This window comes from Nocardia jinanensis (assembly GCF_014645735.1).
GTDB lineage: Bacteria > Actinomycetota > Actinomycetes > Mycobacteriales > Mycobacteriaceae > Nocardia > Nocardia jinanensis.
Window position 1 is genome coordinate 37,598 of sequence record NZ_BMMH01000006.1, and the last position, 25,141, is coordinate 62,738.

Sequence of the window (25,141 nt, forward strand, 5' to 3'; positions counted from 1 at the left end):
TACCTGTTCACCGCAGCGCCGAGATGACGTCGTCCGCGAAACGACGCGCGTTGCCCAGATATGAGCCGCGATCCCGGCCTGCCGGCCGGACCCCGATCCAGGTGACCCCGAGATCGGCGAGCGTCCGCAGATAGGACCGGCAGCGCCCGGGATCGTAGTCGGCAGAGCCGGGCGCAATCGGGAGCAGCCCGAGGCAGATGTCCAGCGGATCCCGCCGGCCGGACGCCTCTATTTCCTTGTGCGCGAACGTTATCCGCTCGGCGAGATCGGCTACCGTGGACATGACAGCGGTGCGGGGCGCTCGCTCCGGCGTCGTCGGGAACGGCGACCACCCCTGGGCAGAACGCACCGCGCGCCGGATCGCCGCCCGGCTGTTACCGCCCACCCAGATCGGCGGGTGGGGCCGGGTCGCCGGCCGCGGCAGCATGGTGTTGCCCCCGGCACGGAAACGCCGGCCCTCGAACACGACCCCCTCCTGTGTCCACGCCAGCTTCATTGCCTCGATGCCCTCGTCGAACAGCTCGTTGCGCTCGCCGAAATCCACCCCGAGCGCGGCGAACTCCGACTTCAGATAGCCGGCGCCGACACCGAGGATGACCCGCCCGCCGGCCAGCACGTCCAGGCTCAGCACCGATTTCGCGGCCAGGAAAGGATTGCGGTAGGGCAGCACGTAGATGTTGGTGTGCAGCAGCAACTCGGTGGTGGCAGCGGCCGCGAAGGACAGCTGCACCAGCGGGTCGAGCGCGTGATGACCGCCCGCCCGCAGCCACCGATCATCGGCGAAGGGGTGGTCGGTGACGAAACAGGCGTCGAAGCCGGCCGCCTCGACGGTTGTCGCGATATCCGCGACCGCGGCGGCGGTCAGGAACTCTGCTGCCTGCTCGATCCGGTCGTTCGGTAACGCTATGGAGTAGCGCATATCAGTCGTGTGCCCCGTCGACGGGGTCGTCCAGGGCGACCGTCGCGGCCCCGGCGGCCAGTATCCGATCGGCCACCACATCCTGGGTCCAGATATCGAGATCGACCAGGGTCTGGGCACCGACGACCCGGATGCCGGTGATCCGGCCGCCCGCGGTGACGGTCTGTCCCTTGGTGTTCATCGAACGCAGCCGACATGATGCCGAGACGATGCGCCCCCGCCCGTCCAGCCAATCCCGCAGCATATTGTGCAGGTACGCCCACTGCATATTGCCCATTCCGAACGCACCGGTCCCACCCGCCGCCCGGCCCGATTCGTCATCCATATGAATGCCGACGAACTCGTCGTTGACGGCCGCATACCGGTTCCAGTTGGCCGCATCGGTGGTGCGGACGAACGGCGGGATCTCCGCACCGACGCGCAGGTCTGCCATGGTCGGATCCTCTCGGTCAAAAACGGATGAAGGTGAACTGGAAGTTCTTGACGAACTCACCCCGCTGGTTGGTCCAGATATCGGCAATCGTGGTGAACAGCATCGGCCCGCGCCGACCGTCCCGTTCGTCGTAACCGCCGAGCGAACGAACCGAGGAGATGACGTCTCCCGAATGGATGGGCGCCCCGTACTCGACCGTCATTCCGCCGCGCAGCCGCGTATCGACCTGCGGCCCCTGGATACCCAGCACTTCCTCCGGATCCCGCAGCACGAGCGGGCGGCCCGGCGGCTGCGCGACCAGCCAGGCGAACGGGTTGAAATCCTCCGGCGCCACCAGAATGGCGTCCGGTGCGTCCCAGAAGGGCCGCGGCGGGAGCTCGGGATAGTAGACCGCGACCGCCCACCGGCGGATATCGGAGGCCGCGACCGGATAGGACACCCGCCGGTCGAGTTCCCGGCCGACACACTCCCGCATCTGCGCTGTCACGAGTCCGGTCGGCGTCGATTGCGACGCGACCCCGGTCATCGGCGCACCTCCAAGACCAGCCGCTCACTTTCCACCAAACCCACGGGACCTCTCCTCGCCGAGCCGACCGGCACGATGGCCGGCACTCACGTTCCGGTTCCAGCACTGTAGCAAACTATTGTATGAGCTAATTAAATATCGCAGGCGGCATAGACGAGACCGCAAGGGTACCGAGTGCACAGCAGTCGGCTCGGGCAACTCAGGCGATCAACGGCACTGTCAGGAGCGGGAGTCGACCATCCCCCACCTCGCCGTACAGGCCACGAACGACAAACCCGGTCGACGAGAAGCGAGTCCTCGACCGGCCGGCCGCAACATCGTTCGCGGCCGGACGTCTCGTGCACTCGGACCGGACACCGAGGCCAGGACCGAGACCTTGCAACCCCGGTTTCCGAGCACGTCGAGCACATCCGCGGCGCGAACTTCCCTGAGCCGCGTCGGCCTATCAATTAATTGATGCACTACTATGTAACCCTCGAAGGTTGACGGGGATGGAAAGCAGGTCACGTATGCACGAGCCCCAACCGACTGCGACGGAAGCGAACAAACGGCTGGCCAGGTCGTTTTTCCAGCTCCTCCACGGCGGAGACGTCGAGGGAGCGGTAGCGCTTCTCGATCCCGGCGGGACGATCCAGCAGATGATGCACCGCAAGTTCTGGCCGGTCGTCGGCTGGCCGGCAGCCCCCGATCCCGGTCCCTACCCGGTCGTGTCGATGGAGTTCTTCACGACCGAACTGCGCGCGATCGGCGAAGCCTACAACTGCGAAACCTTCCGCTTCGTCGTCGACGAGGTGATCGCGGAGGGCGACCGTGTCGTGTTGAGGGTTCACAACGAAGGCCGATACCCGGATGGCGACCCGTACGAGATGGGCTACTGCTTCCTCTTCACCATCCGCGACGGCAAGATCGTCCGGGTGATCGAATACGCCGATACCCATTACGGCTTCGCCAATCGTGAAGCCGGAACGCAGAACATGGCGATGGTGGCCGAGCATCCGGAGCTGGCGGGCAAGATTCGGGCGGCCATCGCCGGCGAAAGACCGTAGCGACCCGGTCTGCGCCGGGGGTCATCGGGCGCGGCGGCGCGATCGTCCGCCGCGCCGTGATGGTCTGCTCGACGGCACAGGCGGCCCCGACAGCTGCCGAGTACGCGGGCGGCTATCCGCTCGGACGGGTGATCTTGCGGGCCTCCGGCATGACTTCCTCGGCAAACCAGGCGGCATCGTCGAGCACCTCCTCGATCGAGGTCTTGTGCAGTTGGCCGGTGTTCACCGAAAGATAGGTCGCGCCGGCGGCCGCCCACTCACTGATCGTTTCGAGCAAATCTTCGGCGTTCGCGGACCGGGCCGAGCCGCCGTAGTCGATCCCGGCACCGACCGCGTCCCGCGCTGCGCCTCGCTCGACGAACAACCGGCCGTATATGTCGACCTGCTCCGCGCCGCGTCCAGCCGCTTCGAGAGCCGCGCGGAGCGCGGGTCCGGCCGCGGCCACATCCTGCACCGAAGCGATCGGGGCCCAGCCCTGACCGAAGCGGGCCACCCGGCGGAAAGCCGCCGGCCCCATCCCGCCGATCCAGATCGGCAGCGGCCGCTGAACCGGCTTCGGGTTGAAGTGCACCTCCGGGATAGAGATAGCCGACCCCTCGAACGGCCCCTCTCCCTCGAAAAGGCAGCGCAACACCGCCAGCGCCTCGTCGGTGTTCCGGCCGCGCCGGTGCCAGTCGACGCCGAGCACCTCGAACTCGTCCCGGAGCCAGCCGACGCCGACGCCCAGCGTGAGACGACCGTCCGACAGGAAGTCGACATTGGCGGCCAGCTTCGCCGTGACCACCGGCGACCGATAGGGCAGCACCACGACATGGGTCAGCAACTCGAGTCGCCGGGTATGCGCCGCGACATAGGCGAGGGTAGTGAAGATTTCCAGGTGGTCGGCCGTCCGATCGACGGAGACCACCCCATCGCTGCGATAGGGGTAGCGGGCGCGGATCTGTTTCGGGTAGAAGAGATGCTCCCCGATGGCCACGCCGTCGTAGCCGAGGGCTTCGACGGTGGTAGCCGCCCGGGCCACCAGCGCGGGTGTAGCGAGCGGGCCCATCCAGGGCAGGGGGCCGGCAAACTTCATGGTCGTTGCCCACGCCGCGGCGCGATATATGTCATGAGACCCGACCTCTCCGTCGGCCACCGATGAGCCCGGCGACACCATTCTTCCGACTGGACGAAAGTACTATATTAGTTATCTGACCAATAGATAATGCAGGGAACTTCACCTCCCGAACCGGCCACACGGAGACAACCGCCCGATGGAGTCACCCACATCGCCGAACGGCCCCGACCCGAGAGGTACGGACCCATCGGCATATCCGCGCCGGCACGCCGGAAGGCGCCGGCACACGGATACGCCACGCTCGCCGACGCGTGGGGGTCGAACTCGGCCGCAGCCACCCGTGTCCGGCTACGGACACATGGGCCAGAGCCCACTGAGATCCTCTGGCGGGCCAACGATGCCGGATGGCTCATCACCTACACAGCCCAGGCTCGAGGTACTATAATTAACCAGCCAGCTAATAAACATGGCGGGATACGAGTGTCGGAGGTGGCGACCGGATGCGCATCGCAGTCGACTGGGACAGGTGCGAGAGCAATGCCCTGCGCGCGGGTATAGCGCCGCATATTTTCGAAGTGGACGACGACGACATGCTCCAGGTACTCGCGGAGGTCCCGGACCCCGCGGACCGCCCGATAGTCGAGCAGGCGGTGGCGGCCTGCCCGAAGCAGGCGTTACGGATCGTCGACTGAACCGCAGCTCAGCGGCACACATGCGGCCGCGAACGATCATCGGGATGTTATTTATTAATGGAACGTTATATTTTAGAATCCGGCCGCAGGAGGTAGTCGTCACATGAGTTTCACCCTCACCGAGGAACGGGCGGAGCTACGCCGGACGGTGCGCGGCTTCTTCGAGAAGACGTCACCGGAGGAGACGGTCCGTCGGTTGATGGACACCGACAGCGGCTTCGACGCGGACGCCTGGAAGCAGATGGCCGGTCAATTGGGGCTGCATCAACTGGCGGTGCCCGAGGAGTTCGGCGGCGCGGGCTATACGTTCGTCGAACTCGGCCTCGCCCTGGAGGAGGCCGGACGTGCCCTGGTGTGCATGCCCTTCTTCTCCACCATCGTGCTCGCCGCGAACGTGGTGCTGTCGTCGAACGACGAACAGGCGAAGAAAGAGATCCTTCCGGCCCTGGCCGGTGGCGAAACGACCGCCACGCTGGCGTTCACCGAGCCCTCCGGTCGCTGGGACGAAGCGGGTATCACCATGCGCGCGACCGGCACCGGCACCGGCTGGACACTGACCGGCGAGAAGACTTTCGTGCTGGACGGGCATACCGCGGACCTCGTGCTGGTGGCCGCCCGGACCGAATCCGGTATCTCGCTCTTCGCGGTCGACGGAGACGCACCGGGATTGACCCGTTCCCCGATGCACACGCTGGACCCGACCCGCAAACAGGCGCGCCTGGTTTTCGCCGACGTACCCGCCCGACTCATCGGCCAGGAAGGCAGCGGCGGTCCGATACTGGCCCATGTGCTCGACCTGGCGGCGGTCGCGCTTGCGACCGAGGCTGTCGGCGGCGCACAGCGCTGCCTGGACATGGCCGTCGAATACGCGAAAACACGGGTGCAGTTCGGCCGGCCCATCGGCTCCTTCCAGGCGATCAAACACAAATGCGCCGACCTGGTACTAGAAGTGGAGTCGGCCCGCTCGGCCGCATATCACGCCCTGTGGGCCGCGGCCGAGGACGACACACAACTCCCGGTCGCCGCCGCGATGGCCAAGTCGTACTGCACCGAGGCCTTCACCCAGGCCGCCGCCGACAATATCCAGATCCATGGCGGTATCGGCTTCACCTGGGAACACCCGGCCCACCTGTACTTCCGCCGCGCCAAGTCGACCGAACTCCTCCTCGGCGACCCCGCCTACCACCGGGAACTGCTCGTCCAGCGTCTCGGCCTGTGACCGGAGATCGGAGACATATGACTCACCTGCTCGGCTACGGCGCATACCTGCCGTACAACCGGCTGCGACGCGACGCCATCGGCGCGGCTCTCGGCGGGGGCGGCGGGCGCGGGCGCCGAACGGTCGCCTCCTATGACGAAGACACCACCTCGATGGGTGTGGCGGCCGCGCGTATCGCGTTGCGGACCACCTCGAGGCTCGCTCCCCCGGCAAGGCTCTACTTCGCCACCGCGGCACCGGCCTACCTGGAAAAGACCAACGCGACGGTCATCCATGCCGCGCTCGGTCTGGACATCTCGACGCTCGCCGTCGATATGACCGGGTCGGTGCGTTCCGGCGTCGGCGCCGTGATCGCCGCCATGGACGCCGCCGAACCGACGCTGGTCGTCACCGCCGATGTGCGCACCGGACTGCCGGGCAGCGCCGACGAGCGGGACGGCGGCGACGGCGCGGCCGCGCTGTTGTTCGGCGACCCGCACGACGGCCCCGCGATAGCCGACGTCCTCGCGGTCGGGTCCGCGACGGGCGAGTTCCTCGACCGGTGGCGCGACACCGGCGCACCCGGCTCGCGGGTCTGGGAGGAACGCTTCGGCGAACACGCCTACCAACCGCTCGCGCGGGCCGCGTTCGACGACGCGCTGAAGCGGGCCGAGCTCACGGCGGACGATATCGACCGATTGGTCATCGCCGGACTCCCCGCCCGAGCAGCCCGGAGGTTCGCCGCCGAGTCCGGCGTCCGCAAGGACGCCGTCACCGACAACCTCGCCGACAGCGTCGGGAACACCGGCACGGCCCATCCCGGCATCATGCTCGCCGACCTGCTCGACCGGGCCGAACCCGATACCACCATCGCGCTGGTCGTCCTCGCCGACGGCGCCACCACGTTCATCCTGCGCACCACGGCCGAACTCCCCGAACACCGCTCGCCGCGGCCGGTACGAGCCCAGATCGCCGCCGGCGACGACACGCTGCGGTACACGAATTTCCTGACCTGGCGCGACATGCTTCATCGGGAGCCACCCCGCCGACCGGATCCCGATCCACCGGCCGCACCGCCGTCGCACCGGCGCGCCGGTTACAAGTTCGGGTTCGTCGCCAGCCGGTGTGCCGACTGTGACACCGTCCACGTGCCGCCCGGCCGAGTCTGCGCGAAATGCCGCGCGACGGACCGGATGACGCCCTACCCGATGGCCGACGCGACCGGGCGGATCACCGCCCTCACCGTGGACCATCTGGTATTCACCCCGCAACCGCCCGCCGTGCTGGCAATCGTGGACTTCGCCGGAGGTGGCCGGTTCCGCTGTCAGCTCGCCGACGTCGACCCGGCCACAGTCGCCGTCGGCGACACGGTGGAGATGACCTTCCGCAAGATCCTCACCGCGAACGGCGTGCACAACTATTTCTGGAAAGCGCGGCCGGTGCCCCACACAGAGAGCACGAGGTGATCTCATGGTTTCCCGAGGAATCCGCGACAAGGTGGCCATTGTCGGGATGGGCTGTACACCCTTCGGCGAGCACTGGGATCGCTCCACCGAGGATCTGCTGATCGATGCCACGGCCGAGGCGGTGGCATCGACACAGCTCACCGTCGATGCCATCGATGCGTTCTGGCTGGGTACGGCCGGTTCCGGTACCTCCGGCCTGACACTCAGCCGCGCGTTGCGCACCGACAAACCGGTGACCCGGGTGGAGAACATGTGCGCCACCGGGTCGGAGGCGTTGCGCAACGCGTGCTACGCGGTGGCCAGCGGCGCCTACGACACGGCGATGGCGATCGGCGTGGAGAAGCTCAAGGACTCCGGCTTCTCCGGACTCGTCGGGTATCCCCCGCCGTCCGACGGAACGCTGCCGGAAACGACCGCGCCGGCCAATTTCAGCCTGCTGCCGCCCGCGTACGCCCGCAAGTACGGTGTCGACCCGGACGAACTGGCCGAGGTGCTGGCCCGCATCGCCGTGAAGAATCATTACAACGGGGCCCGCAACCCGCGTGCTCAGTTCCGAAAAGAAGTCAGTGTCGAGACGGTGCGCGCGGCCCCGCGGGTAGCCGGATCGCTGGGCGTCTTCGACTGTTCCGGAGTGGCCGACGGCGCGGCCGCGGCCATCGTCGTTCCCACAGAACACGCCTACCGCTATACCGACAAACCGCTGTTCGTGAAGGCGTTGTCCCTCGTGGCCGGTCCCGCGGCCGGATATCTCGACAGCGAGTACGATTTCACCTCGTTTCCCGAAACCGTCAGCAGCGCCCGGGACGCCTACGCCCAAGCCGGAATCAGTGATCCGGCTGCGGAACTCGCCCTCGCCGAGGTGCACGACTGCTTCACCCCCACGGAGTTGATCCTGATGGAGGATTTCGGTTTCGCCGAACGCGGGCAGGCGTGGAAGGATGTGCTGGCAGGTACTTTCGACCTGCACGGTGATCTCCCGGTCAATCCGGACGGTGGGCTGAAAGCGTTCGGCCATCCGATCGGCGCATCCGGTCTGCGCATGATGTTCGAATGCTGGCTGCAACTGCGCGGCGCCGCACCGGCGGACCGGACGATCCGGACCGTCGCGGCGGGCAGGTCCCTCGGGCTGACCCACAATCTCGGTGGCGGTCCCGGCGAAGCGGTTTCCTTCGTCGGCATTGTCGGCACCGAGCTCAGCGCCTGACCATGAGCAGGATCCACCGATTCCGCCCGGACGAGTTGGACGAACCACAGCGCCGGGTCTACCGGGCCGTTCTCGGCGGTCCACGGACCGCCACGGGTGGTGTTCGGCTGGCCGACGCCGAAGGACGGCTGGAAGGACCGTTCAACGCGATGCTGCTCAGTCCCGCGCTGGGCGACCCGCTCCAGGAGCTCGGCAGCGCCATTCGCTACCGAGGCGCCCTCAGTCCCCGCTGCCGAGAACTGGCGGTGCTCGCCGTCGCCGCGCACTGGCAGTGCGAATTCGAACGGCGCGCACACGAAATCATCGGCGCTACCGCGGGACTCACGCCTGCCGAACTCCACGCCCTGCGCACCGGCAGCCCCCCGGAACTCTCCGATCCGGAGGAAGCCGCAGCGCTCTCGGTAGTGCTGACACTGCTGCGCACCACCGACCTGAACCAGTCCGAATACCACACCGCGGTGTCGATACTGGGACCGGCGAAGATCTTCGAACTCACCACGCTGGTCGGCTACTACTCGCTGCTCGCGCTGCAGATGCGCGTTTTCGGCGTGGCAGCCCCGACCGATTCGGCAGAAGGATCGTGACCCATGAGTGACGACCGGAACGGCACCGAGCACACCGTGCATTCGTTGCTGCTCGCTCGCGCGGCCGCCCACCCGGATACCGACCTATTGGTCACTCCGACCGAGCGATTGACCTATCAGCAGGCCGAACAGCGGTCCCGCGAGATGGCCCGGCGAATGCTGTCCGCCTCGGTCGGCAAGAACACCCGCGTCGGCATCCTCTTCGCCAATACGCCGGATTGGATCGTCGGCTGGCTGGCCGCGACCCGAATAGGTGCGCTCGCAATTCCGGTGAACACCTACCAGCAGGCCCCGGAACTGCACCGAACCCTCCGGCACGCCGATATCCACCTGCTGCTGACCACGCTGCGCCACCTCAACCACGACTACGCCGACCGGCTGGACAGGATCGCCCCGGCCCTGGCCCACTCGACAGCCGGACGACTGTTCCTGCCGACGTTGCCACATCTGCGCCAGATCTGGACCACCCGGCGCGGCGGACCCGCATGGGCCACGGTGGTGGACGATATCGTCGTCGACGCCGGCGTCGACGACGCCTTGCTGCGCGCCGTCGAATCGGAGGTGACGCCGGCCGATCCGGCCACCGTCATCTATACATCGGGTTCGACCACGCAGCCCAAGGGCGTGATCCATTCCCATGGCACCCTGGTCCGCCATTCCGGCCGAGTCGGGGCGCAATTACACGACTTCCGCCGGGGGGACCGGATCTACACGCCGAATCCGTTCTTCTGGATCGGTGGCCTGTCCAGTGTGCTGCTCGCGGCGATGCACGCCGGAGCCACGGTGCTCTGTGAACCGAAGCTGGACCCGCCGCAGACATTGCGTTTCCTGGAACGTGAACGGGTGACGCTGTACCGCGGCCAGGCCCACGCCCGAAACGCATTGCACAACCACCCGGCCTTCGCCGACCACGACCTGACATCCATGCGTGGCTGGGTGCACAACACCTCCCTGGGCATGACCGAAACGTGCGGCGGTCATACCGCGGCCGGTCCGCGCACAGATCGGACGTGGTCCGAAGGGTCGTTCGGCACACCGCTACCCGGGATCGAGCACCGCATCGTCGAGGTCGGCGGGAAGAAGACGCTGCCGGACGGCGAGCCGGGTGAGATCTGTGTCCGGGGCGAGGACCTGTTCGTCGGCATGGTGAAGCGGGAACAGTCCGAGGTCGTCGATACCGACGGCTGGTACCACACCGGGGATTACGGCTGTTTCCGTGACGGCGAACTGTTCTTCTCCGGTAGGATAGTCGACACCATCAAGGCCAGCGGCATGAATGTGACTCCGCGCGAAGTGGAAATCGCCCTGGAATCCTGTGCCGGCGTGTTACAGGCTGTCGTCGTCGGTGTCGACCACCCTGACCGGGGCCAGGATGTAGCGGCCGCCATCGTGCCCGATCCGGGCACCGATATCGATCCGGACGATATTCTGCGCCGGCTCCGGCAACAGCTGTCCTCGTACAAACTGCCCCGGCATCTGTCGGTGTTGAGCCGTGACGAGCTGCCGGTCTTCCCGAACGGGAAGATCGACCGCACGACACTCACCCGGTTGCTCGAGAGCTCGATCACCGGAGACGCGCAACATGTGGCGTGAGCGCAGTGGTCAGAAGTACGTGGGTCGACGCGGGGCGTAGTGCTCTTGGAGGGCGTCGATCTCGTCGTCGGTGAGCCGGATGTCCAACGCGGCCGCGGCATCGGTCAGGTGGTGCGGTTTCGTGGCACCCACGATCGGCGCGCTGACGACCGGGTTCTGCAACACCCAGGCCATGGCGATCCGGGCCATCGGCACGCCACGGTTTTCGGCCACCCGCGCGACGGCCGCCAGGATCGCCTCGTCGCTGTCGAGAAACAGCGGACGGCCCTGCAGGTCGGTAGTCGGGTTGCTCGTGGCCCGGCCTGTGCGCCGCTCGCCCCACGGCCGGGTGAGCAGCCCCGCGGCCAGCAGACTCCACGGCACACTGCCCACGCCCTGATCAGCGAGCAGGCCGAACATCTCGCGCTCTTCCTCACGATGCAGCAAGCTGTACTGGTTCTGCATGGAGACGAACTTCGTCCACCCGTGTAACTGGGCGGTGTACTGCATTTTGGAGAATTGCCACGCCCACATCGATGAAGCGCCGAGATAACGGACCTTGCCCGCTTTCACGATATCGTGCAGCGCCTCCATCGTCTCCTCCACCGGCGATGTGGGGTCGAACCGGTGAATTTGGTAGAGATCGACATAATCGACATCGAGACGTCTCAGGGATGCATCGATCTGCTCCAGCACGGCTTTCCGCGACAACCCCGCACCACCTGGACCGTCGTGCATCCGGTACCACACCTTGGTCGCCAGCACCACGTCCGCGCGCCGCGTGTATTTCTTCAGCGCCCGCCCGACAATCTCTTCCGACGTACTCAGGCCGTAGATGTTGGCGGTATCCCAGAAGGTGATGCCGAGCTCGACCGCCTGCCGGAAGATCGGCTCGGCGTTCACATCGTCGAGCGTCCATGGCTGCTTTTCCGAGGGGTCTCCGAAACTCATGCAGCCCAAGGCGATCCGGCTGACCTGCAGTCCAGAATTACCCAGACGGGTGTATTCCATATCCCGCTTCCCTATCTTTGCCGAGGGTCTCGCAAACGGTCGACGCGGTGGCAGGAATACCCCTGCCACCGCGTCGAATGTCTGCCGCCGCCGAGTGGGTCGCCCGGTTCAGGGAGCTGTCGCGACGACGATATCGAAAGTCACTGTGAGGAACGACGAGTAACCCTCCAGCCCACGTGCCGTCAACTCCGCGGGGTCCGTATGCTTCTCAGGACTGACCTCGAGGCTGCTCAGCGAGTTCTCCCCGGGATCGTTGTCTCCCAGGTAGGGGTCGCCCGCGAAGTACATCTGGGTCATGTACTCGCCACTGGGCAGATCGTCGTGCCGCACTTTCATATGCACGTGAGCGGGTCGGAAGTGGGCCTTCCCCAGACCGTTCCAGATGTCCACGAGAATCTGGGGTATTCCCGGTGTCATGTACGGAACGGGTTTGATCGTGCGGAGTTCGTAGCGCCCGTCGGAATCGCAGCGGAACTTTCCGCGCAGGTTGAACTCCGGCTGGTCGTCCATCCCGAAGTTCGAATAGATACCGGTGTCGGCGCATTGCCAGACATCGAACTCGGCATTCGCCAGCGGCGTCCCGTCCAGCGAGCGCACCTGACCACTGATGATCAGCGGAGTCCCCGGTTCGCCCTCGCGCTGGGGAAGCGCATAGGAGTAATCCGGGCCGACCGGCGTCAGGGACGGTGCCCCCGGGAAGTAGAGCGGACCTTCCGGCTGGGAGCTCGTGCCCACCCACTCGTCCTCATAGGTCTCGTCGACCATCTTCGCCAGCCAGATGTCGAACCATCCGTGGACGCCCTTGATCTCCTGCAGTGTCTGCAGAACTTGCCGGAATTTCTCGTACTCGGCGTAGGTGATCTTCTTCTCTTCGAAGACCGCGGATACCGCGTCGACCAGGGCCTGCTTGATTTCGATCAGCCGCGGGCTCAGCAACGCAGGATCCGGGACGAACGGCGCGTCCGGGTCGTCGGGACGGAATTTGAACGCCGGTTCAACGGTGGACATTCAGCGTCGGCCTTTCCAGTAAATCTATTGAAACTACATTTGCAAACCCCACAACAAAGGTGAGCTGCCGGGTGTCATTTCCCTCGGCCCGGAGAGCCGCCGGAACGGAGGATCATCGGCACTACACACGCCGCCCCGTCGCTAGTCCTCGATACGGAACACTTCACGAGCGTTGAGTTCGGCCATCCGCAGCGCGTCCTCGTCCGGGACATCGACGAGCATCGCCGCCAGTTCCTGACGACTGTTGGGCCAACTGGTGTCGGAGTGCGGATAATCCGACTCCCACATGATCTGCGATACCCCCACGCGCTCACGCAGCTCGATACCGACATAGTCGTCGATGAAGCAACCGTAGAGATGCCCGGCCACCATCTCCGACGGCCGCACCCCGAAATCGATTTCCGGCTGATATCCCTTGTGCCGCTCCCACATACGATCGGCTCGCTCCATCGTGTACGGCATCCAACCGACGCCGCCCTCCGACAACACGACCTTCAGATCCGGGAACCGCACAAAGGTTCCGGAATACATCAGATCCAGCATCGCGCCCATCGAGTTCGACGCCACCATCGCCATCGTCACCGCGGGAGGCATATCGGGGCCGGTCACCGGGGTCGCACCCGAAGTCCCGACATGCGGGCACAACGGCATGCGGGCCTCCTGCGCGGCAGCCAGCACCGGATCCCAGTGCCGGCTGTGCCACGACGGAAGACCCAAGGCCGGCGACGACGGATTCTCCGGGAACCCGATCGCCCGCGCCCCCTTCGCCGCGGTCCTGGCGATCTCGGCGACACACAATTCGATATCCCACAGGGGCAGCACCACCAGCGGCACCAAACGGCCGGGGGCGAACGCGCACCACTCGTCGATGATGAAGTCGTTGTAGGCCTTCACACACAGCAGCGACAGCTCTTTGTCTTCGCCGAAGAGGAATCGAGTACCCGCATACCGCGAGAACGTCGAAAAGCACACCTGAGCATGCACACCGTCGGCATCCATATCCTTGATCCGAGCCGCGGGGTCGTAACAACCCGGATTCATGTTCTCGAATCGAACCGGATCCAGATTCAGATGCTGCTCTTCCCTGCCCGCGGTCGCGGACACACCGTTCGTGATGAACGAATTCCCCTCGTACAGCCACACCTCGTGACCAGCGAACTGCCCCTCGGTCTGCTCGATCACCCGCGGACCGGCTTCCTTGAACCTGTCGGGCAGACGATCCTGCCACACATTCGGATGCTCGATGACATGGTCATCGACCGAAATCAATTTGGCGCTATCAGGAAGCATGGACACACCTTCCGGGTCGGGCAATCGTAGTATTAGGCGGCTAGTTAATTATGTGGCGAAGCTCATCTCGCGTCAAGCAGTCCCGTGGCGACCGCGGCACCGGCTCAGTGCCGATCGGGGCCGCCGTGTGGTGGCGACGCGAGCAATTGCAGGTCGCCGACGACGGTCTCGGACCTGCTGCGCTCGTGGTACATGGTCCAGTACTCGTCGGCGATCAGATCGGGATCGCCCGAAGTGTTCTTCTGTATTCGCGTCGCGACCATCAGGGCACCGGCGTACACGCCGGTGCCCTGTAGCGCGGTATGCAGGACGGCGGCGTAGTTGCGCAGCGCGCTCATACCGAGTCCGACACTCGCGTGCGCCGGAAGTGGCACGGTCGCCGACGCCCCGACGGTGAACAGCAACGCACCGCTGTCCCGTTCGAGCATGCCGGGCAATACTGCCCGGACCGCGGTAACGGCGCCGAGCAGCGTACGAGCGATATGCAGTTGCGCGTTGGCCGGCGTGATGGCCAGCGCATCCACCACACTGTCGCCCTCGGGTGCCGGGCTGTACTCGAGCACGTCCACGGTGCCGAACTCGGTCTCGGCCGCGGCAAGAGCGGCCCGCAGCGATTCCTGGTCGGCTACGTCGGCGGGAAACCCCGCGGCGCGGATACCGCGGCGAGCGAGCCGGCCGACCAGGGCGTCCAGATTCTCGGTACTGCGACTGATCAGCGCGATACCGAAACCCTCCCGGCCGAAACGCTGCGCGACCGAGTACCCGAGTCCCGGGCCGGCTCCGACGACGACGAGGGTCTTCGCCGTCGACGCGATGGATCCGTCGAACGGTCGTGTGGTCAGAATGCGAGATCCCCCTTCCGGAGACTGTTGGCGATATTGCGCCGCATGACCTCGCCGGTGCCGTCGGCGATCCGGACCATTCGGGCGAAGTGCCAGCCACTGACGAATCGCATCTCGTTGGTCAGGCCCATTCCTCCGCAGACCTGCATACAGCGGTCGAACACCCGGAAACACGCCTCGGTGGTGTAGGCCTTGACCATGTTCAACTCTTTCCGGGCCTGCTCGCCGCGGTCGAGACGGCGCGCGCAGTCCACCGACATCGTCTTGGACGCGTAGATCTCCATCGCGCTGTCGGCCAGCTGGAAGGACACTCCCTGGTAGTCGGCGATGGTCTTACCGAAGGCGGTCCGCACCCCGGTGTACCGGTTCGCTTCCTCGAGCGCCCATCTGGCCATCCCCACGCAGTGCCCCGCGTTGTACATGCGTCCGTTCGACACACCCTGCAAGGCCAACGCGAAACCCTGATGGAGGGTGCCTACTACGTGGGTGTCGGGGATGTACACATCAGTGAGCGACGAGATCGTCTCGTTTCCTCCGACATGCTCGAACAGCCGCAGTACGCTGTCGACAGCGAATCCGGGCGTATCCGTCGGCACCAGGAACAGGGTGATTCCGCCGGTGCGTTCACGTCTCATCTCTTCGTCGGTGACTGCCCAGATGAAGGCATATTTCGCGTGCGCGGCATTCGAAGTCCATTGTTTGGTGCCGTTGAGCACCCAACCGTCACCGACGTGGACCGCACGGGTCGACATGGACCACGCGTCCGATCCGGCATCCGGCTCGGACATCCCGAAGCAGACCGTCGCGGCTCCGCTCATCACTTCCTGGACCACACTGTCGTGCAGGCTCGGATCCACCTCCCCCAGCAGAAAACTCGGGCCGCTGGTCCAATGCCCGATCACTTGGTCGGGCAATGGCCGGCCCGGCCCGACCAGGTGGCTGAGCCCCTCCCAGACGCTGAACAGCGCCAGCGCGCCCAGCCCCGCACCGCCGAGCTCTTCGGGGGCGAACATCGCGTAATAGCCCGCCTCGGCCGATGCCTCACGGACCTGCCGGAACAGGTCGAGTACCGGCGCGCTGTAGCCGCCTTTCTCGTCGTAGGCGAGTCGTGGGTTCTCCAGCAGCTCGCGGTTCGCATCCTCGAGTGGGACGACCTTGCGCTTGACAAACGCCGCGATCCCCTCGACGAGGTCTGAGTAGTCGGCTGCCGCGGAATTCAGCATTGCCGTCATTTCCGGTGTCCTTTCGTCGGTACAGGCGGTTACCGCGGAAGCCCCAGGCCCCGTTCGGCGATGAGGTTCCGCATGATCTGGTCGGTTCCGCCGCCGATATGAAATGCCGGCGTCTGCAAGAGGAACGGCAGCCAGTCGAACGAATCGATCTCGCCGGTATCGGCGAGAATGCGTGGGCCGAGTGCTTGTGCGACCAGATCCGAGGCCGCCGACATGGCATCCGACAGCGCCAGCTTGCCCATGGCACGGGCCGCCGCGGCCGCGTTCGGCTCCGGCCACTCGACGGCGAGCCTGGCGCTGGTCAGCTCGTTCAGTTTGTAGCGGGTGAATACCCGTGCCCAGTCCTGCCGCAATGTCGGGACGTCGTGTTTGCCGAGCCGCCGCAGCACATCGGCGATCCGCTCGGCCGAGGCGACCGATGCCAACCCGCCGCGGCCGCCACGCCGACGGCTGCGCGCCAGCGCTTCCCGGCTGGCGGCCATGATCGCCAGGTAGATCGTCCAGCCGTCGCCGATATCACCGAGGCGCCGGTTATCGGGTATCCGGACGCCGTCGAAGAACACTTCGTTGAAGCCGGCGTCGCCGGTCATCTCCACCAGCGGTCGTACTTCCAACCCCGGCGAAGCGATATCGACGAGGAAGGCGGTGATCCCCCGCCGCCGCTCGTCCTCGGTGCCGGTGCGCGCGAGCAATAACCCGATATCGGCGTAGTGGGTACGGGACGACCACACCTTTTGCCCGGTGACGACCCAGTCGTCACCGTCGCGGACAGCCCTGGTCCGCACCGAGGCCAGGTCGGAGCCCGCGCCCGGCTCGCTGAACAGCAGGCAGGTGATCAGATCACCGCGGAAAATTCCTTCCAGCAGGAGCTCTTTGAGATGCTCGGATCCGCGTAGCAGGATCGTCTGCCCGAGTCCTTCGAGCCCGGTGGCGAAACAATCTTCCGGCGGGATGTCGTAGTCGAGTTCCACCTCGACGTAGTGGCGCTCGTACTCCTCCGGCAGACCGGCCCCGCCGTAGGCGGGCGGCCCGGTGAGCCAGCCGAAGCCGGCGTCGAACTTGGCCGCCCGCCATTGCCGGGCGGCCGGTAATACGGCCAGTTCGGCGGCTCGCTCGGTGAACAGGGATATCGGGACGCGGGCATCGGTGTCGGGAGCCGGATCGGGCTTCGGCGGCAGTGTCGGAAGGGTGTTCTCGATGAACGCGCGCGCGGCGGCTCGGAAGTCCTCTGGATCGCGGGGATGGTGCGCAGTGTTCACGCGACCACCCCGGCTCCGCGCAGCTCGGCGACCTGGGCCGGGTCATAGCCTAGTCCGTCGAGGATCTGGGCAGTGTGCTCGCCGAGGTCGGGCGGATCGGCCGTGACGGTGGTGGCTGTACTGGACAGGTGCAGCGGGCTGGCGACCACCGGGACCTCACGGCCGGCGACCTGCACCTTCACGATCGAACCCAAGGTCTGCACCTGTTCGTCCCGGGCCACTTGGTCCAGGTTCAGGACCGGGGCGCAGACCACGCCCGCGGCGTCACATCGCGCCACACAGTCCGCGACCGTGAGCGACTTCATCCGCAACGAGATCTCCTCCACCAGCTCATCCCGATGGGTGTAACGGCTGGCCAGTACCGCGAACCGCGGGTCCTCGGCAAGCTCTTCGGCCTCTATCGCCCGGCAGAACCGGGCCCACATACGGTCGTTCGCGGCCGCCACCGCGACCAGCCCGTCGTGTGCGCGGAACACTTGATTGGGCTGACCCATCCCGTTCTGGGTGCCCATCGGCTGCGGGGCGACACCGGTCAGCATGGTCTGGGTGAGGTTCACGCTGATGAGGCTGAGCAGGGCTTCCAGCAGCGAGGTTTCGATCTTCTGGCCGTGGCCGCCGCGTTCGCGCCACAGCAGCGCCGAGAGGATCCCCAGCGCCGCGTACACCCCCGCGGTGAGATCACTGATCGACACCGGGACGCGCACCGGGTCGCGGCCCGCTTCACCGGTGAAGCTGAGCAGCCCGCTATAGGCCTGCGCGATGAGGTCCACCGCGGCCTTACTGCGCAGCGGGCCGTGGCTGCCGAATCCGGTGATCTCGCAGTAGATCAACCGCGGGTAGTTCACCTCCAGGTCCTCGTAGCCGAGCCCGAGCTTCTCCGCGACACCGATGCGATAGTTGTGCACCAGCACATCGGCCGATCCCACCAGCCGCTGGGCGATCTCGCGACCCTGCTCGCTCTTCAGGTCGACGACCACGCTTTTCTTGTTCCGGTTGTACGAGGCGAACACCGGCCGCACTCCGCCCCCGGCCCCGCCGTAGGCCCGGCTGTCGTCGCCACCGGGGGCCTCGACCTTGATGACCTCCGCACCCAGATCGCCGAGGATCTGCGTGGCGAACGGGCCCGCCAGGATCCGGCTGAAGTCGATGACTCTGATCCCGCTGAGAACACCGGCCGGCGGGTTGTCGTGGTTCATGAGCCGAGTCCCGCACGTGTCGCATCGAGCACCCGCAACGCGGTCGCCCGGATCTCCGAATCCGTGAGCCCCCGACCCAATTCGGTCATATCCCGCTTGCACGCATCCAGTACCGGCCGGATGTCCTCGCGGCCGGCGTCGATACCGAGTTCGTCCAGCTTGTCCCACATCGTCCAGGGCCCCGACGTCAGCCCGATGCGCAGCTGCCGCTCGTTACCGACGGCCTCGGGCGCCACACCCATGTGGATCAGCGGATCGACCTTGATCTCCTGCGCATACTCGTCGCCGTCATTGCCGTAGTCGAAGATGTTCGCGCCGGTCAGTCCCCAGTCACCGGGCCTGCGCTGATCGATCAGCTTCTCGGTCAACCGCGACAGCGGAGTCAGCTGCGTGAGGTCGATGCCGGTGTGCACCCCGTACAGCATTTCCATGGCACCGCTGATATGGGCGAGATCGCCTTGCGCCGGTCCCTCGGTGAATCCGTTGACCGAGGCCTCCAAGATGGTGGCCCCCGCCAGACCGGCCGCCACCGCGGTGGCGGTGGCCAGACCGAACATGTCATGGGTGTGGGCCGCTATCTCGATCTCACCCCCCGCTTCCCGAGCGAGGCGGACGAAATGCGCGAAACTTTCCGGAGATGTCCCCGAGGCGTGGTCACCGAGCTGGACGTCGTACGCGCCGGCCTCGGAAATGCCCCGGCAGTACTGGGCGACGTCCTCGTCGGTCGCATAGGACAGCAACAGCACACTGCCGCCCACTTTCACCCCGTGTGATACACCGAGTTCGATGAGCCGCTGCGCACGCGCCGTGACCTCGGTGGGCTCGACGGGGAACCGCAGATCTCCCCACTCGCGGCGCTGCCACGCCCGGTGATAGACAGCGCCGGCATACGCGGGCAACGCATCGCCCAGGAAGACACCGGACAGCACACGCACGACGTCGTAGCCCGCTTCGGCTGCCATACGCATATGCCGTTCGGTGCCGGCCCCGGTGTAGACCAGCTCGCAGTCCGGGTTGACGGCCTTGGCGGTCTCGACCTCCTCGCGCATCTCCTCGACCGTGTGCCCGCGACCGAACGATGACGTCTCCAGCGAGGAGACACCGGCTCGGACCAGCGCTTTCAGCAAGTGCAGCCGCTGCTGGTGGCTCAGCGATACATCACTCATCTGTTCGGTGACCCGCAGAGTCAGATCGCGCATACGCACGCTCGCCGGCCGTGGACCCACCACGTCCTCCCGGCGGTTCGCATCGCTGACCTTCCACTTTCCGGGTTCATACCCGGGGCCGGACCGAAAGGCATCGAGGCCTGCGCGCATCTTCGCGATCTGCGCGGTGGTGAAGATGTCACGGCCCCGTTGTCCGGCCGAGTCGGCCCGGGGGTCCGCTATGTCCGACGCGTGCCCCTCCTGAGCGCTCGGCGTACGAAGTGGCCCGCTGGAGATGGTCATCACCGATTCCTTTCATTTCAGCCGGATCGAGCCGGTCGCACCGCCTCGTGAACTCCTCGTCGGCACCCCGCACGACAACGGCCTGCACCGCAGCGCCGCGCTCGACGTGATCGGTCGAGCAGCGCGTTGTTCGGGCGCGATTCGCCGTCGGCCTACCGACAGGCATATCCAGGTAACTCCGAGACAAGCCGACGCCCCGGACGTGCGACCGAGCTGCAACGCAAAATTATCATTCTGGCTAATACTTTAACGCCAGAGACGTCGATCGCCAACTGCCCAAGGGCAGCCGGACCGCCTTCACGTGATGGTCACGCAACTACCGCTGACCCCAAAAATGGCCTCCACCTTTGGTTATTATCAGGAGTACCCGTTCGGCCCCGCACTTCGCCGACGGTGCTCGAGCTACCACTGTCAGGATCTCCAGGACTGCGCCGAGCGACCAGAATCCGGCGAGCCGACAGCCGCCCCCAGCGGGCCCCGAACCACATCGGAAACCGGGTAAACGGCCACATTCATGCCCACCGAGCTGGGGTGACAGCCACAAAGCACGCTTCCCGGCCGACGCTCCCCCACCCGTTCCAGCGTCGTCCCAATTATTAACCTCACGGCTAATTCTCTGCTATGGTGTCGCTGATCTCATGTCATGTCAGGAAGAGGTAGCGATGCATCGTGGCCACCCCGTCAATCTGCTCGAAATCGACCAGGACAAGTGCTGCGGATACGGCATCTGCGTCGAGATCTGTCCCGAGGTCTTCTCACTCGACCGGGACGGCTTCGTCGCTGCCGAGACGACCGAGATCCCGGACGAGCTGCTCGCCTCGGCCGAGGAGGCCGCCGGCAACTGCCCCGAGAACGTGCTGCGAATCAGCCGCCGCCCCGACTGACCCCCGACCGCCGAACTCGGCTCCTCGCACTGCCGACCTCGTACGCAAAGAAGGTTTCCCGTTGGCCGGACACACAACTCATTCGGACCAGACAACGCCGGACGCACAGAACGCGGCGGTGTTCCGGTGACCGACGCGATCGACCTCGAACCGGGCGCCCGCCTGATCAGTACCCGCTGCTCGACGCAGGTCATCGTAGTGCGGGCGCCTCGTTCTCCATTACAACTCACCTGCGGCGGCGACCCGATGCAATTACTCGACCCGACCCGGTCCCCAACTCTCGACGAGGCGCCGGCCGGGCCCGGCGGGGTCGTCCTGGGGAAACGATACGTCGACGAACATTCGGGCCTCGAATTGCTGTGTACCCGAGCAGGGTCCGGTCCGCTCTCGGCCGATGGCCGCGATATCGGACTCAAAGAGCCCAAACCGCTCCCCGCTTCGGACTGATCGGCAGCATGAGATGAATCTGTCCTTGCTTCTGGAGATGGCCGCCGGCGGGTTCGGTGAACGCGTTCTGTACTCGTCCCGGCCGCAGGCGGACGGCGAAGAACTGTTCACCGCCGCACGGCTCTACCAGCTTTCCCGGGCCGCGGCCCGGCACCTCACCGCGGCCGGCGCCACCGGAGTCGTGTATCTGGCCACCAACTCGCCGACATTCCCGCTGGCACTGTTCGCCGCGGCCGCCGCCGGGGTGCCGATGATCCCCTTGAACTATCGACTATCGGCCGAGCAGCTGGCGGACCAGCTCGCAGCCGATCGTGACAGCTACCTCATAGTGGACCCCGTCATCGCGGAGCGGATCGGCTGCACCGGATGGGTATCGCCCGCCGAATTCCTCGCCATGGCCGTCGTATCGGTCGAGGCCGGCGCCGACGCGGCGCCACTGTCCGCCGCCGACCCCGATGACATCGCGCTGCTGCTGTACACCAGCGGGACGACCTCGAAGCCCAAGGCCGCCGTACTGCGTCACCGCCACCTCACCGCATACGTCACCAACACGGTCGAATTCGGCTCCGCGGGCGCCGAAGAGGCCGGCCTGGTGAGTGTCCCGCCCTATCACGTCGCCGGCGTCTCCAACACAGTCACCAATCTCTACGCAGGCCGCCGGGTGATTCATCTACCGGACTTCTCGCCGGAAAGCTGGTTGGACACCGCTCGCACACAGGCGGCGACCCACGCGCTGGTAGTACCGACCATGCTCGCGCGCATCGTCGACCATCTGGGCGGGCGACCCGGCAACACACCGTCACTTCGGACATTGTCCTACGGCGGAGCGCCGATGCCCGCCGATGTCGTCGCGCGCGCGCTTCGTACGTTCCCCGGAGTCGATTTCGTCAATGCGTACGGCCTGACCGAGACCAGCTCCACCATCGCACTACTCGGTCCCGACGAGCACCGGGCCGCACTTGCCGCGACCGATCACGCCGGGCGGGCCCGGCTGGGCTCCGCGGGACGACTGCTGCCCGATATCGAGGCCGAGATCCGCGGGCCGGACGGAGAGCCGGTTGCGGCCGGAGCGCCGGGTACGTTGTGGGTTCGCGGTCCCCAGGTTTCGGGTGAATATCGCGACGGGGCGGCCCACCGCGACCCGGCGGGCTGGTTCGACACTCGCGACGAGGCATATCTGGACGCCGACGGGTATCTGTTCATCGTCGGCCGCGCCGACGACACGATTATCCGCGGCGGAGAGAACATCGCTCCGGTCGAGATCGAGGAAGCGCTCCGCGCACACGACAGCGTCCTCGACGCCGCCGTCGTCGGCATACCCGACCGTGAATGGGGCCACCGCATCGCGGCCGCGGTGGTCGTGGCACCCCAGCACCGCGACTCCACCTCGCCCGAGCAGCTGATGGCCCACGTGCGCGGGCTGCTCCGCAGTTCGAAGACACCGGACCAGATCGTCTTCGTCGCCGGCCTGCCCTACAACGACATGGGCAAACTCTCCCGGCGCTCGGTCGCCGAATCAGTACTCACCGGGTCCGAAACAGGCACGAACGAGGTAACAGCATGACACTCGGAATCGGCGCCTGATACCGCGAGAAAGGCTCCGACGCGATGATCATCGACGCACATGCCCACCATATCCAGCCCCGGATGCTCGGTTTCGAATCCGAGCGCGGATTCGGCCTTCTGCCCGATTCCGCCGGAAAGCAACGGATGCCGGCCACGGTGCGGCCGACGCCCGGCGCTCCGGATGCGAGTACCCCCGAGACCGGCGAGGGTGCTTCTCCGCTGGAATGGATGGAGGCGCCGAACCGGCTACGACAGATGGACGAGCGCGGTATCGACAAGTCGGTGATCTCCATCCCCGCGCATGCGTACATGTACCACACCGAGGACTTCGGCACACGATGGTGCCGGATGGTCAACGACGAATTCGCCGAATACTGCGCACAGGCGCCGGACCGGCTCTACTGGTGGGCGCCGCTGCCACTCCAGGATCCCAGTGAAGCGTTGACCGAACTGGACCGTGCGGTGAGTCTCGGTGCCCGCGGTATCAATACGGGTGGAGTGAACTTCGGTGGTCTGGAGTTCCACAGCGAGGAACTGCTACCGGTGTGGCAACGCTGTGCCGAACTGGACATACCGATCTATATCCACGGCCACAACCAGTCGATCACCTGGGAGGATCCGGCGAAGGACGGTTTCCGGACCACAGCTGTCCTGGGAGCCTGCCACGACGAGGCAGCAGCGTTCTGGAATCTGATCTGCGGGGGTGTCCTCGACAAGGCACGCAACCTGACGATATACATCACCCACGGCGGCGGCCTGGTGCCGTATCAGATCGGCCGATTCGCGCAAGCCAACAGCACTCTGTCCGACGGACGCAACAAGAAGCCGTTCCTGGACTATCTGGACCATTTCTACTTCGATACGCTCATTCACGATCCGATCATGCGGCAAGCCGTCATCGACTCGATCGGCGCCGACCGTCTGCTGTACGGCACGAATTTCAATGGTATCGACCAGATTCCCGGCTATCTGCTGGAGGGAATGAAGATCTCGGAGGCGGACGAGGCCAAGATCTGCTATCGGAACGCGGCGACCCTGCTGAGTATCGCGGTCTGATTCCCGATCGCCGTTCCCACCCGAAACAACCGAAGCGAGCCCAGTGATTCGCCGCCTCGGCCGCTCCACACCTATCCCCTGTGGTCCGCGCGCTGCCGACGCGCGCCCCACGACCGCCTCGACGCTGCGGCCGCCCCGGTAGTAGCCGGTGGCCGGATACGTCCAGTTCACGGCATAAGCCGACCGAGTGTCTCTGGGATGGCTCGGGGAACGACGAGGGCGGGCGTCACAGCGTGGCGCGCTGGGCCTTCGCGGCTTCGCTCGCGGCTTTGCTGTGTTCCCGAGCCCGGGCCCAGTCCTGCTCCGACATCGATGTCAGGCCCGCGAAGGTGCCCGGGCCCGCCAGCATCTGACCGCCGTCCATGGCGATGGTCTGCCCGGTCAGGTACTCGCAGGCATCGGAGAGCAGGAATATCGTGAGATCGGCGAGCTCCTCGACCGTCCCCGTGCGGCCCATCGGGATCTGGTCGGGCTGGGTGGCGCCGACCGAACTCTTCTCGGTGGGATTCAGCATCTCCCAGGCGTAGTCGGTCGGGATCGGTCCCGCGGCAATGGCATTGAGCCTTATTCCGTGCCGGGCCCACTCGACCGCGAGCGACATCGTCATGGCGTGAACGGCAGCCTTGGCCATGGCGGAGGGAACGACGAAGGCCGAACCCGTCCAGATCCACGTTGTCAGCGTGGACAGCACGACCCCGGGGTCCCGTCCCGTATCCAGCGGCTGCCCGCCGCATGCGTGGTGTGGAAGGACCCGTTCATGACGGTCGATGTCACCGCCGCATAGGCGCGCGGACTCAAGGACTCGGTCGGGGCGATGAAGTTGGCGGCCGCATTGTTGACAACGCTGGTCAGTGGGCCGTGTTCGGACCAGATGTGGTCCATGGTGGCCGATACCAGGTCCGGGTCGCGCACATCGACGGTATGCCTGTGCACGGAGCCGGGCCGGGACGCCGAAGCATGCGCCGCGGCCTCTTCGAGCACCGCGGGCCGACGACCCCAGAGATGCACCTCCGCACCGTGATCTACCAAATGCCGTGCGACGCCCCGGCCGAGGCCGGTGCCGCCGCCGGTGATCAGTACTCGTTTGCCCGCGAGTGCGCGAGATGTGAAGGGTGAGACGGTCAAGAGTTCGGTCCTGTCGATCGTATTGTCCCTGCGATGTAAATCACATACCATTTGACTAGTTAATTTTATCCTGCGCAACG

General features: G+C 66.0%; 23 protein-coding genes and 1 pseudogene. 11 read left to right on the forward strand and 13 right to left on the reverse strand.

Going from position 1 to position 25,141, the window contains the following annotated elements; genetic code table 11:
* Window positions 1-7: 7 nt before the first annotated feature.
* From IEY68_RS15665 to IEY68_RS15675, 3 genes are read right to left on the reverse strand one after another with little or no spacing between them, the layout of a single operon-like run.
* A complete protein-coding gene (locus tag IEY68_RS15665) occupies window positions 8-919 on the reverse strand; it encodes an LLM class F420-dependent oxidoreductase (protein WP_062999320.1) in 912 nt (303 codons plus the stop codon).
* Between the two features lies 1 nt (window position 920).
* Entirely contained in the window at window positions 921-1,352 is a 432-nt protein-coding gene (locus IEY68_RS15670) for a hotdog family protein (RefSeq protein WP_062999322.1), read from the reverse strand.
* 16 nt (window positions 1,353-1,368) lie between these two features.
* Entirely contained in the window at window positions 1,369-1,878 is a 510-nt protein-coding gene (locus IEY68_RS15675) for an FAS1-like dehydratase domain-containing protein (RefSeq protein ID WP_229718813.1), read from the reverse strand.
* A 509-nt stretch (window positions 1,879-2,387) separates the two neighbouring features.
* Here IEY68_RS15675 and IEY68_RS15680 point away from each other — a divergent pair.
* On the forward strand, window positions 2,388-2,924 hold the full coding sequence (locus IEY68_RS15680) for a nuclear transport factor 2 family protein (protein WP_062999324.1): 537 nt from the start codon (window positions 2,388-2,390) through the stop codon (window positions 2,922-2,924).
* A 112-nt stretch (window positions 2,925-3,036) separates the two neighbouring features.
* On the opposite strand, the gene IEY68_RS15685 is transcribed toward IEY68_RS15680, so the two are convergent.
* Entirely contained in the window at window positions 3,037-3,999 is a 963-nt protein-coding gene (locus tag IEY68_RS15685; protein WP_189094324.1) for a TIGR03619 family F420-dependent LLM class oxidoreductase, read from the reverse strand.
* 482 nt (window positions 4,000-4,481) lie between these two features.
* On the opposite strand from IEY68_RS15685, the gene IEY68_RS15690 reads away from it, so the two are divergent.
* From IEY68_RS15690 to IEY68_RS15715, 6 genes are all read left to right on the forward strand, one after another.
* Window positions 4,482-4,673, forward strand: coding sequence for a ferredoxin (locus IEY68_RS15690; RefSeq protein WP_062999328.1), 192 nt, complete (start codon window positions 4,482-4,484; stop codon window positions 4,671-4,673).
* A gap of 103 nt (window positions 4,674-4,776) precedes the next feature.
* Entirely contained in the window at window positions 4,777-5,892 is a 1,116-nt protein-coding gene (locus IEY68_RS15695; protein ID WP_062999330.1) for an acyl-CoA dehydrogenase family protein, read from the forward strand.
* Between the two features lie 17 nt (window positions 5,893-5,909).
* Entirely contained in the window at window positions 5,910-7,337 is a 1,428-nt protein-coding gene (locus tag IEY68_RS15700; RefSeq protein WP_062999332.1) for an OB-fold domain-containing protein, read from the forward strand.
* A gap of 4 nt (window positions 7,338-7,341) precedes the next feature.
* A complete protein-coding gene (locus IEY68_RS15705) occupies window positions 7,342-8,541 on the forward strand; it encodes an acetyl-CoA acetyltransferase (RefSeq protein WP_062999334.1) in 1,200 nt (399 codons plus the stop codon).
* A 2-nt stretch (window positions 8,542-8,543) separates the two neighbouring features.
* Window positions 8,544-9,125: a carboxymuconolactone decarboxylase family protein gene (locus IEY68_RS15710; RefSeq protein ID WP_062999335.1), complete on the forward strand. Its 582-nt coding sequence runs from the start codon at window positions 8,544-8,546 to the stop codon at window positions 9,123-9,125.
* Window positions 9,126-9,128: 3 nt separating this feature from the next.
* Entirely contained in the window at window positions 9,129-10,718 is a 1,590-nt protein-coding gene (locus IEY68_RS15715) for a class I adenylate-forming enzyme family protein (protein WP_062999336.1), read from the forward strand.
* 9 nt (window positions 10,719-10,727) lie between these two features.
* On the opposite strand, the gene IEY68_RS15720 is transcribed toward IEY68_RS15715, so the two are convergent.
* From IEY68_RS15720 to IEY68_RS15755, 8 genes are all read right to left on the reverse strand, one after another.
* Window positions 10,728-11,777: an aldo/keto reductase gene (locus IEY68_RS15720; RefSeq protein ID WP_229718814.1), complete on the reverse strand. Its 1,050-nt coding sequence runs from the start codon at window positions 11,775-11,777 to the stop codon at window positions 10,728-10,730.
* Between the two features lie 39 nt (window positions 11,778-11,816).
* The gene (locus tag IEY68_RS15725) at window positions 11,817-12,716 is read right to left on the reverse strand and encodes a dioxygenase family protein (RefSeq protein WP_062999340.1); all 900 of its coding nucleotides are present in this window, start codon (window positions 12,714-12,716) and stop codon (window positions 11,817-11,819) included.
* 141 nt (window positions 12,717-12,857) lie between these two features.
* Window positions 12,858-14,006: an amidohydrolase family protein gene (locus tag IEY68_RS15730; protein ID WP_062999342.1), complete on the reverse strand. Its 1,149-nt coding sequence runs from the start codon at window positions 14,004-14,006 to the stop codon at window positions 12,858-12,860.
* 104 nt (window positions 14,007-14,110) lie between these two features.
* Window positions 14,111-14,956 carry an SDR family NAD(P)-dependent oxidoreductase gene (locus tag IEY68_RS15735; RefSeq protein ID WP_229718844.1) on the reverse strand — a complete coding sequence of 282 codons (846 nt, stop codon included), beginning with the start codon at window positions 14,954-14,956 and terminating at the stop codon, window positions 14,111-14,113.
* On the reverse strand, window positions 14,845-16,080 hold the full coding sequence (locus tag IEY68_RS15740; protein WP_189094325.1) for an acyl-CoA dehydrogenase family protein: 1,236 nt from the start codon (window positions 16,078-16,080) through the stop codon (window positions 14,845-14,847). The genes IEY68_RS15735 and IEY68_RS15740 overlap by 112 nt, the downstream gene beginning before the upstream one ends.
* Window positions 16,081-16,109: 29 nt before the next feature.
* Complete coding sequence (locus IEY68_RS15745) at window positions 16,110-17,339, reverse strand: acyl-CoA dehydrogenase family protein (RefSeq protein ID WP_062999346.1); 1,230 nt, start codon at window positions 17,337-17,339, stop codon at window positions 16,110-16,112.
* Complete coding sequence (locus IEY68_RS15750) at window positions 17,336-18,535, reverse strand: CaiB/BaiF CoA transferase family protein (protein WP_062999348.1); 1,200 nt, start codon at window positions 18,533-18,535, stop codon at window positions 17,336-17,338. The genes IEY68_RS15745 and IEY68_RS15750 overlap by 4 nt, the downstream gene beginning before the upstream one ends.
* Window positions 18,532-19,983: a hydroxymethylglutaryl-CoA lyase-like TIM-barrel protein gene (locus IEY68_RS15755; protein ID WP_062999350.1), complete on the reverse strand. Its 1,452-nt coding sequence runs from the start codon at window positions 19,981-19,983 to the stop codon at window positions 18,532-18,534. The genes IEY68_RS15750 and IEY68_RS15755 overlap by 4 nt, the downstream gene beginning before the upstream one ends.
* A 638-nt stretch (window positions 19,984-20,621) precedes the next feature.
* Between IEY68_RS15755 and IEY68_RS15760 the strand changes: the two genes are divergently transcribed.
* The 4 genes from IEY68_RS15760 to IEY68_RS15775 all read left to right on the forward strand — a co-directional run bounded on the left by IEY68_RS15760 (window position 20,622) and on the right by IEY68_RS15775 (window position 23,936).
* On the forward strand, window positions 20,622-20,867 hold the full coding sequence (locus IEY68_RS15760; RefSeq protein ID WP_229718815.1) for a ferredoxin: 246 nt from the start codon (window positions 20,622-20,624) through the stop codon (window positions 20,865-20,867).
* 126 nt (window positions 20,868-20,993) lie between these two features.
* Window positions 20,994-21,314, forward strand: coding sequence for a hypothetical protein (locus IEY68_RS15765; protein WP_062999354.1), 321 nt, complete (start codon window positions 20,994-20,996; stop codon window positions 21,312-21,314).
* A gap of 13 nt (window positions 21,315-21,327) precedes the next feature.
* The gene (locus IEY68_RS15770; RefSeq protein WP_062999356.1) at window positions 21,328-22,878 is read left to right on the forward strand and encodes a class I adenylate-forming enzyme family protein; all 1,551 of its coding nucleotides are present in this window, start codon (window positions 21,328-21,330) and stop codon (window positions 22,876-22,878) included.
* Window positions 22,879-22,922: 44 nt separating this feature from the next.
* A complete protein-coding gene (locus IEY68_RS15775) occupies window positions 22,923-23,936 on the forward strand; it encodes an amidohydrolase family protein (RefSeq protein WP_062999358.1) in 1,014 nt (337 codons plus the stop codon).
* A 226-nt stretch (window positions 23,937-24,162) separates the two neighbouring features.
* Here IEY68_RS15775 and IEY68_RS15780 read toward each other — a convergent pair.
* Window positions 24,163-25,061: pseudogene (locus IEY68_RS15780) on the reverse strand (SDR family oxidoreductase).
* Window positions 25,062-25,141: the final 80 nt, after the last annotated feature.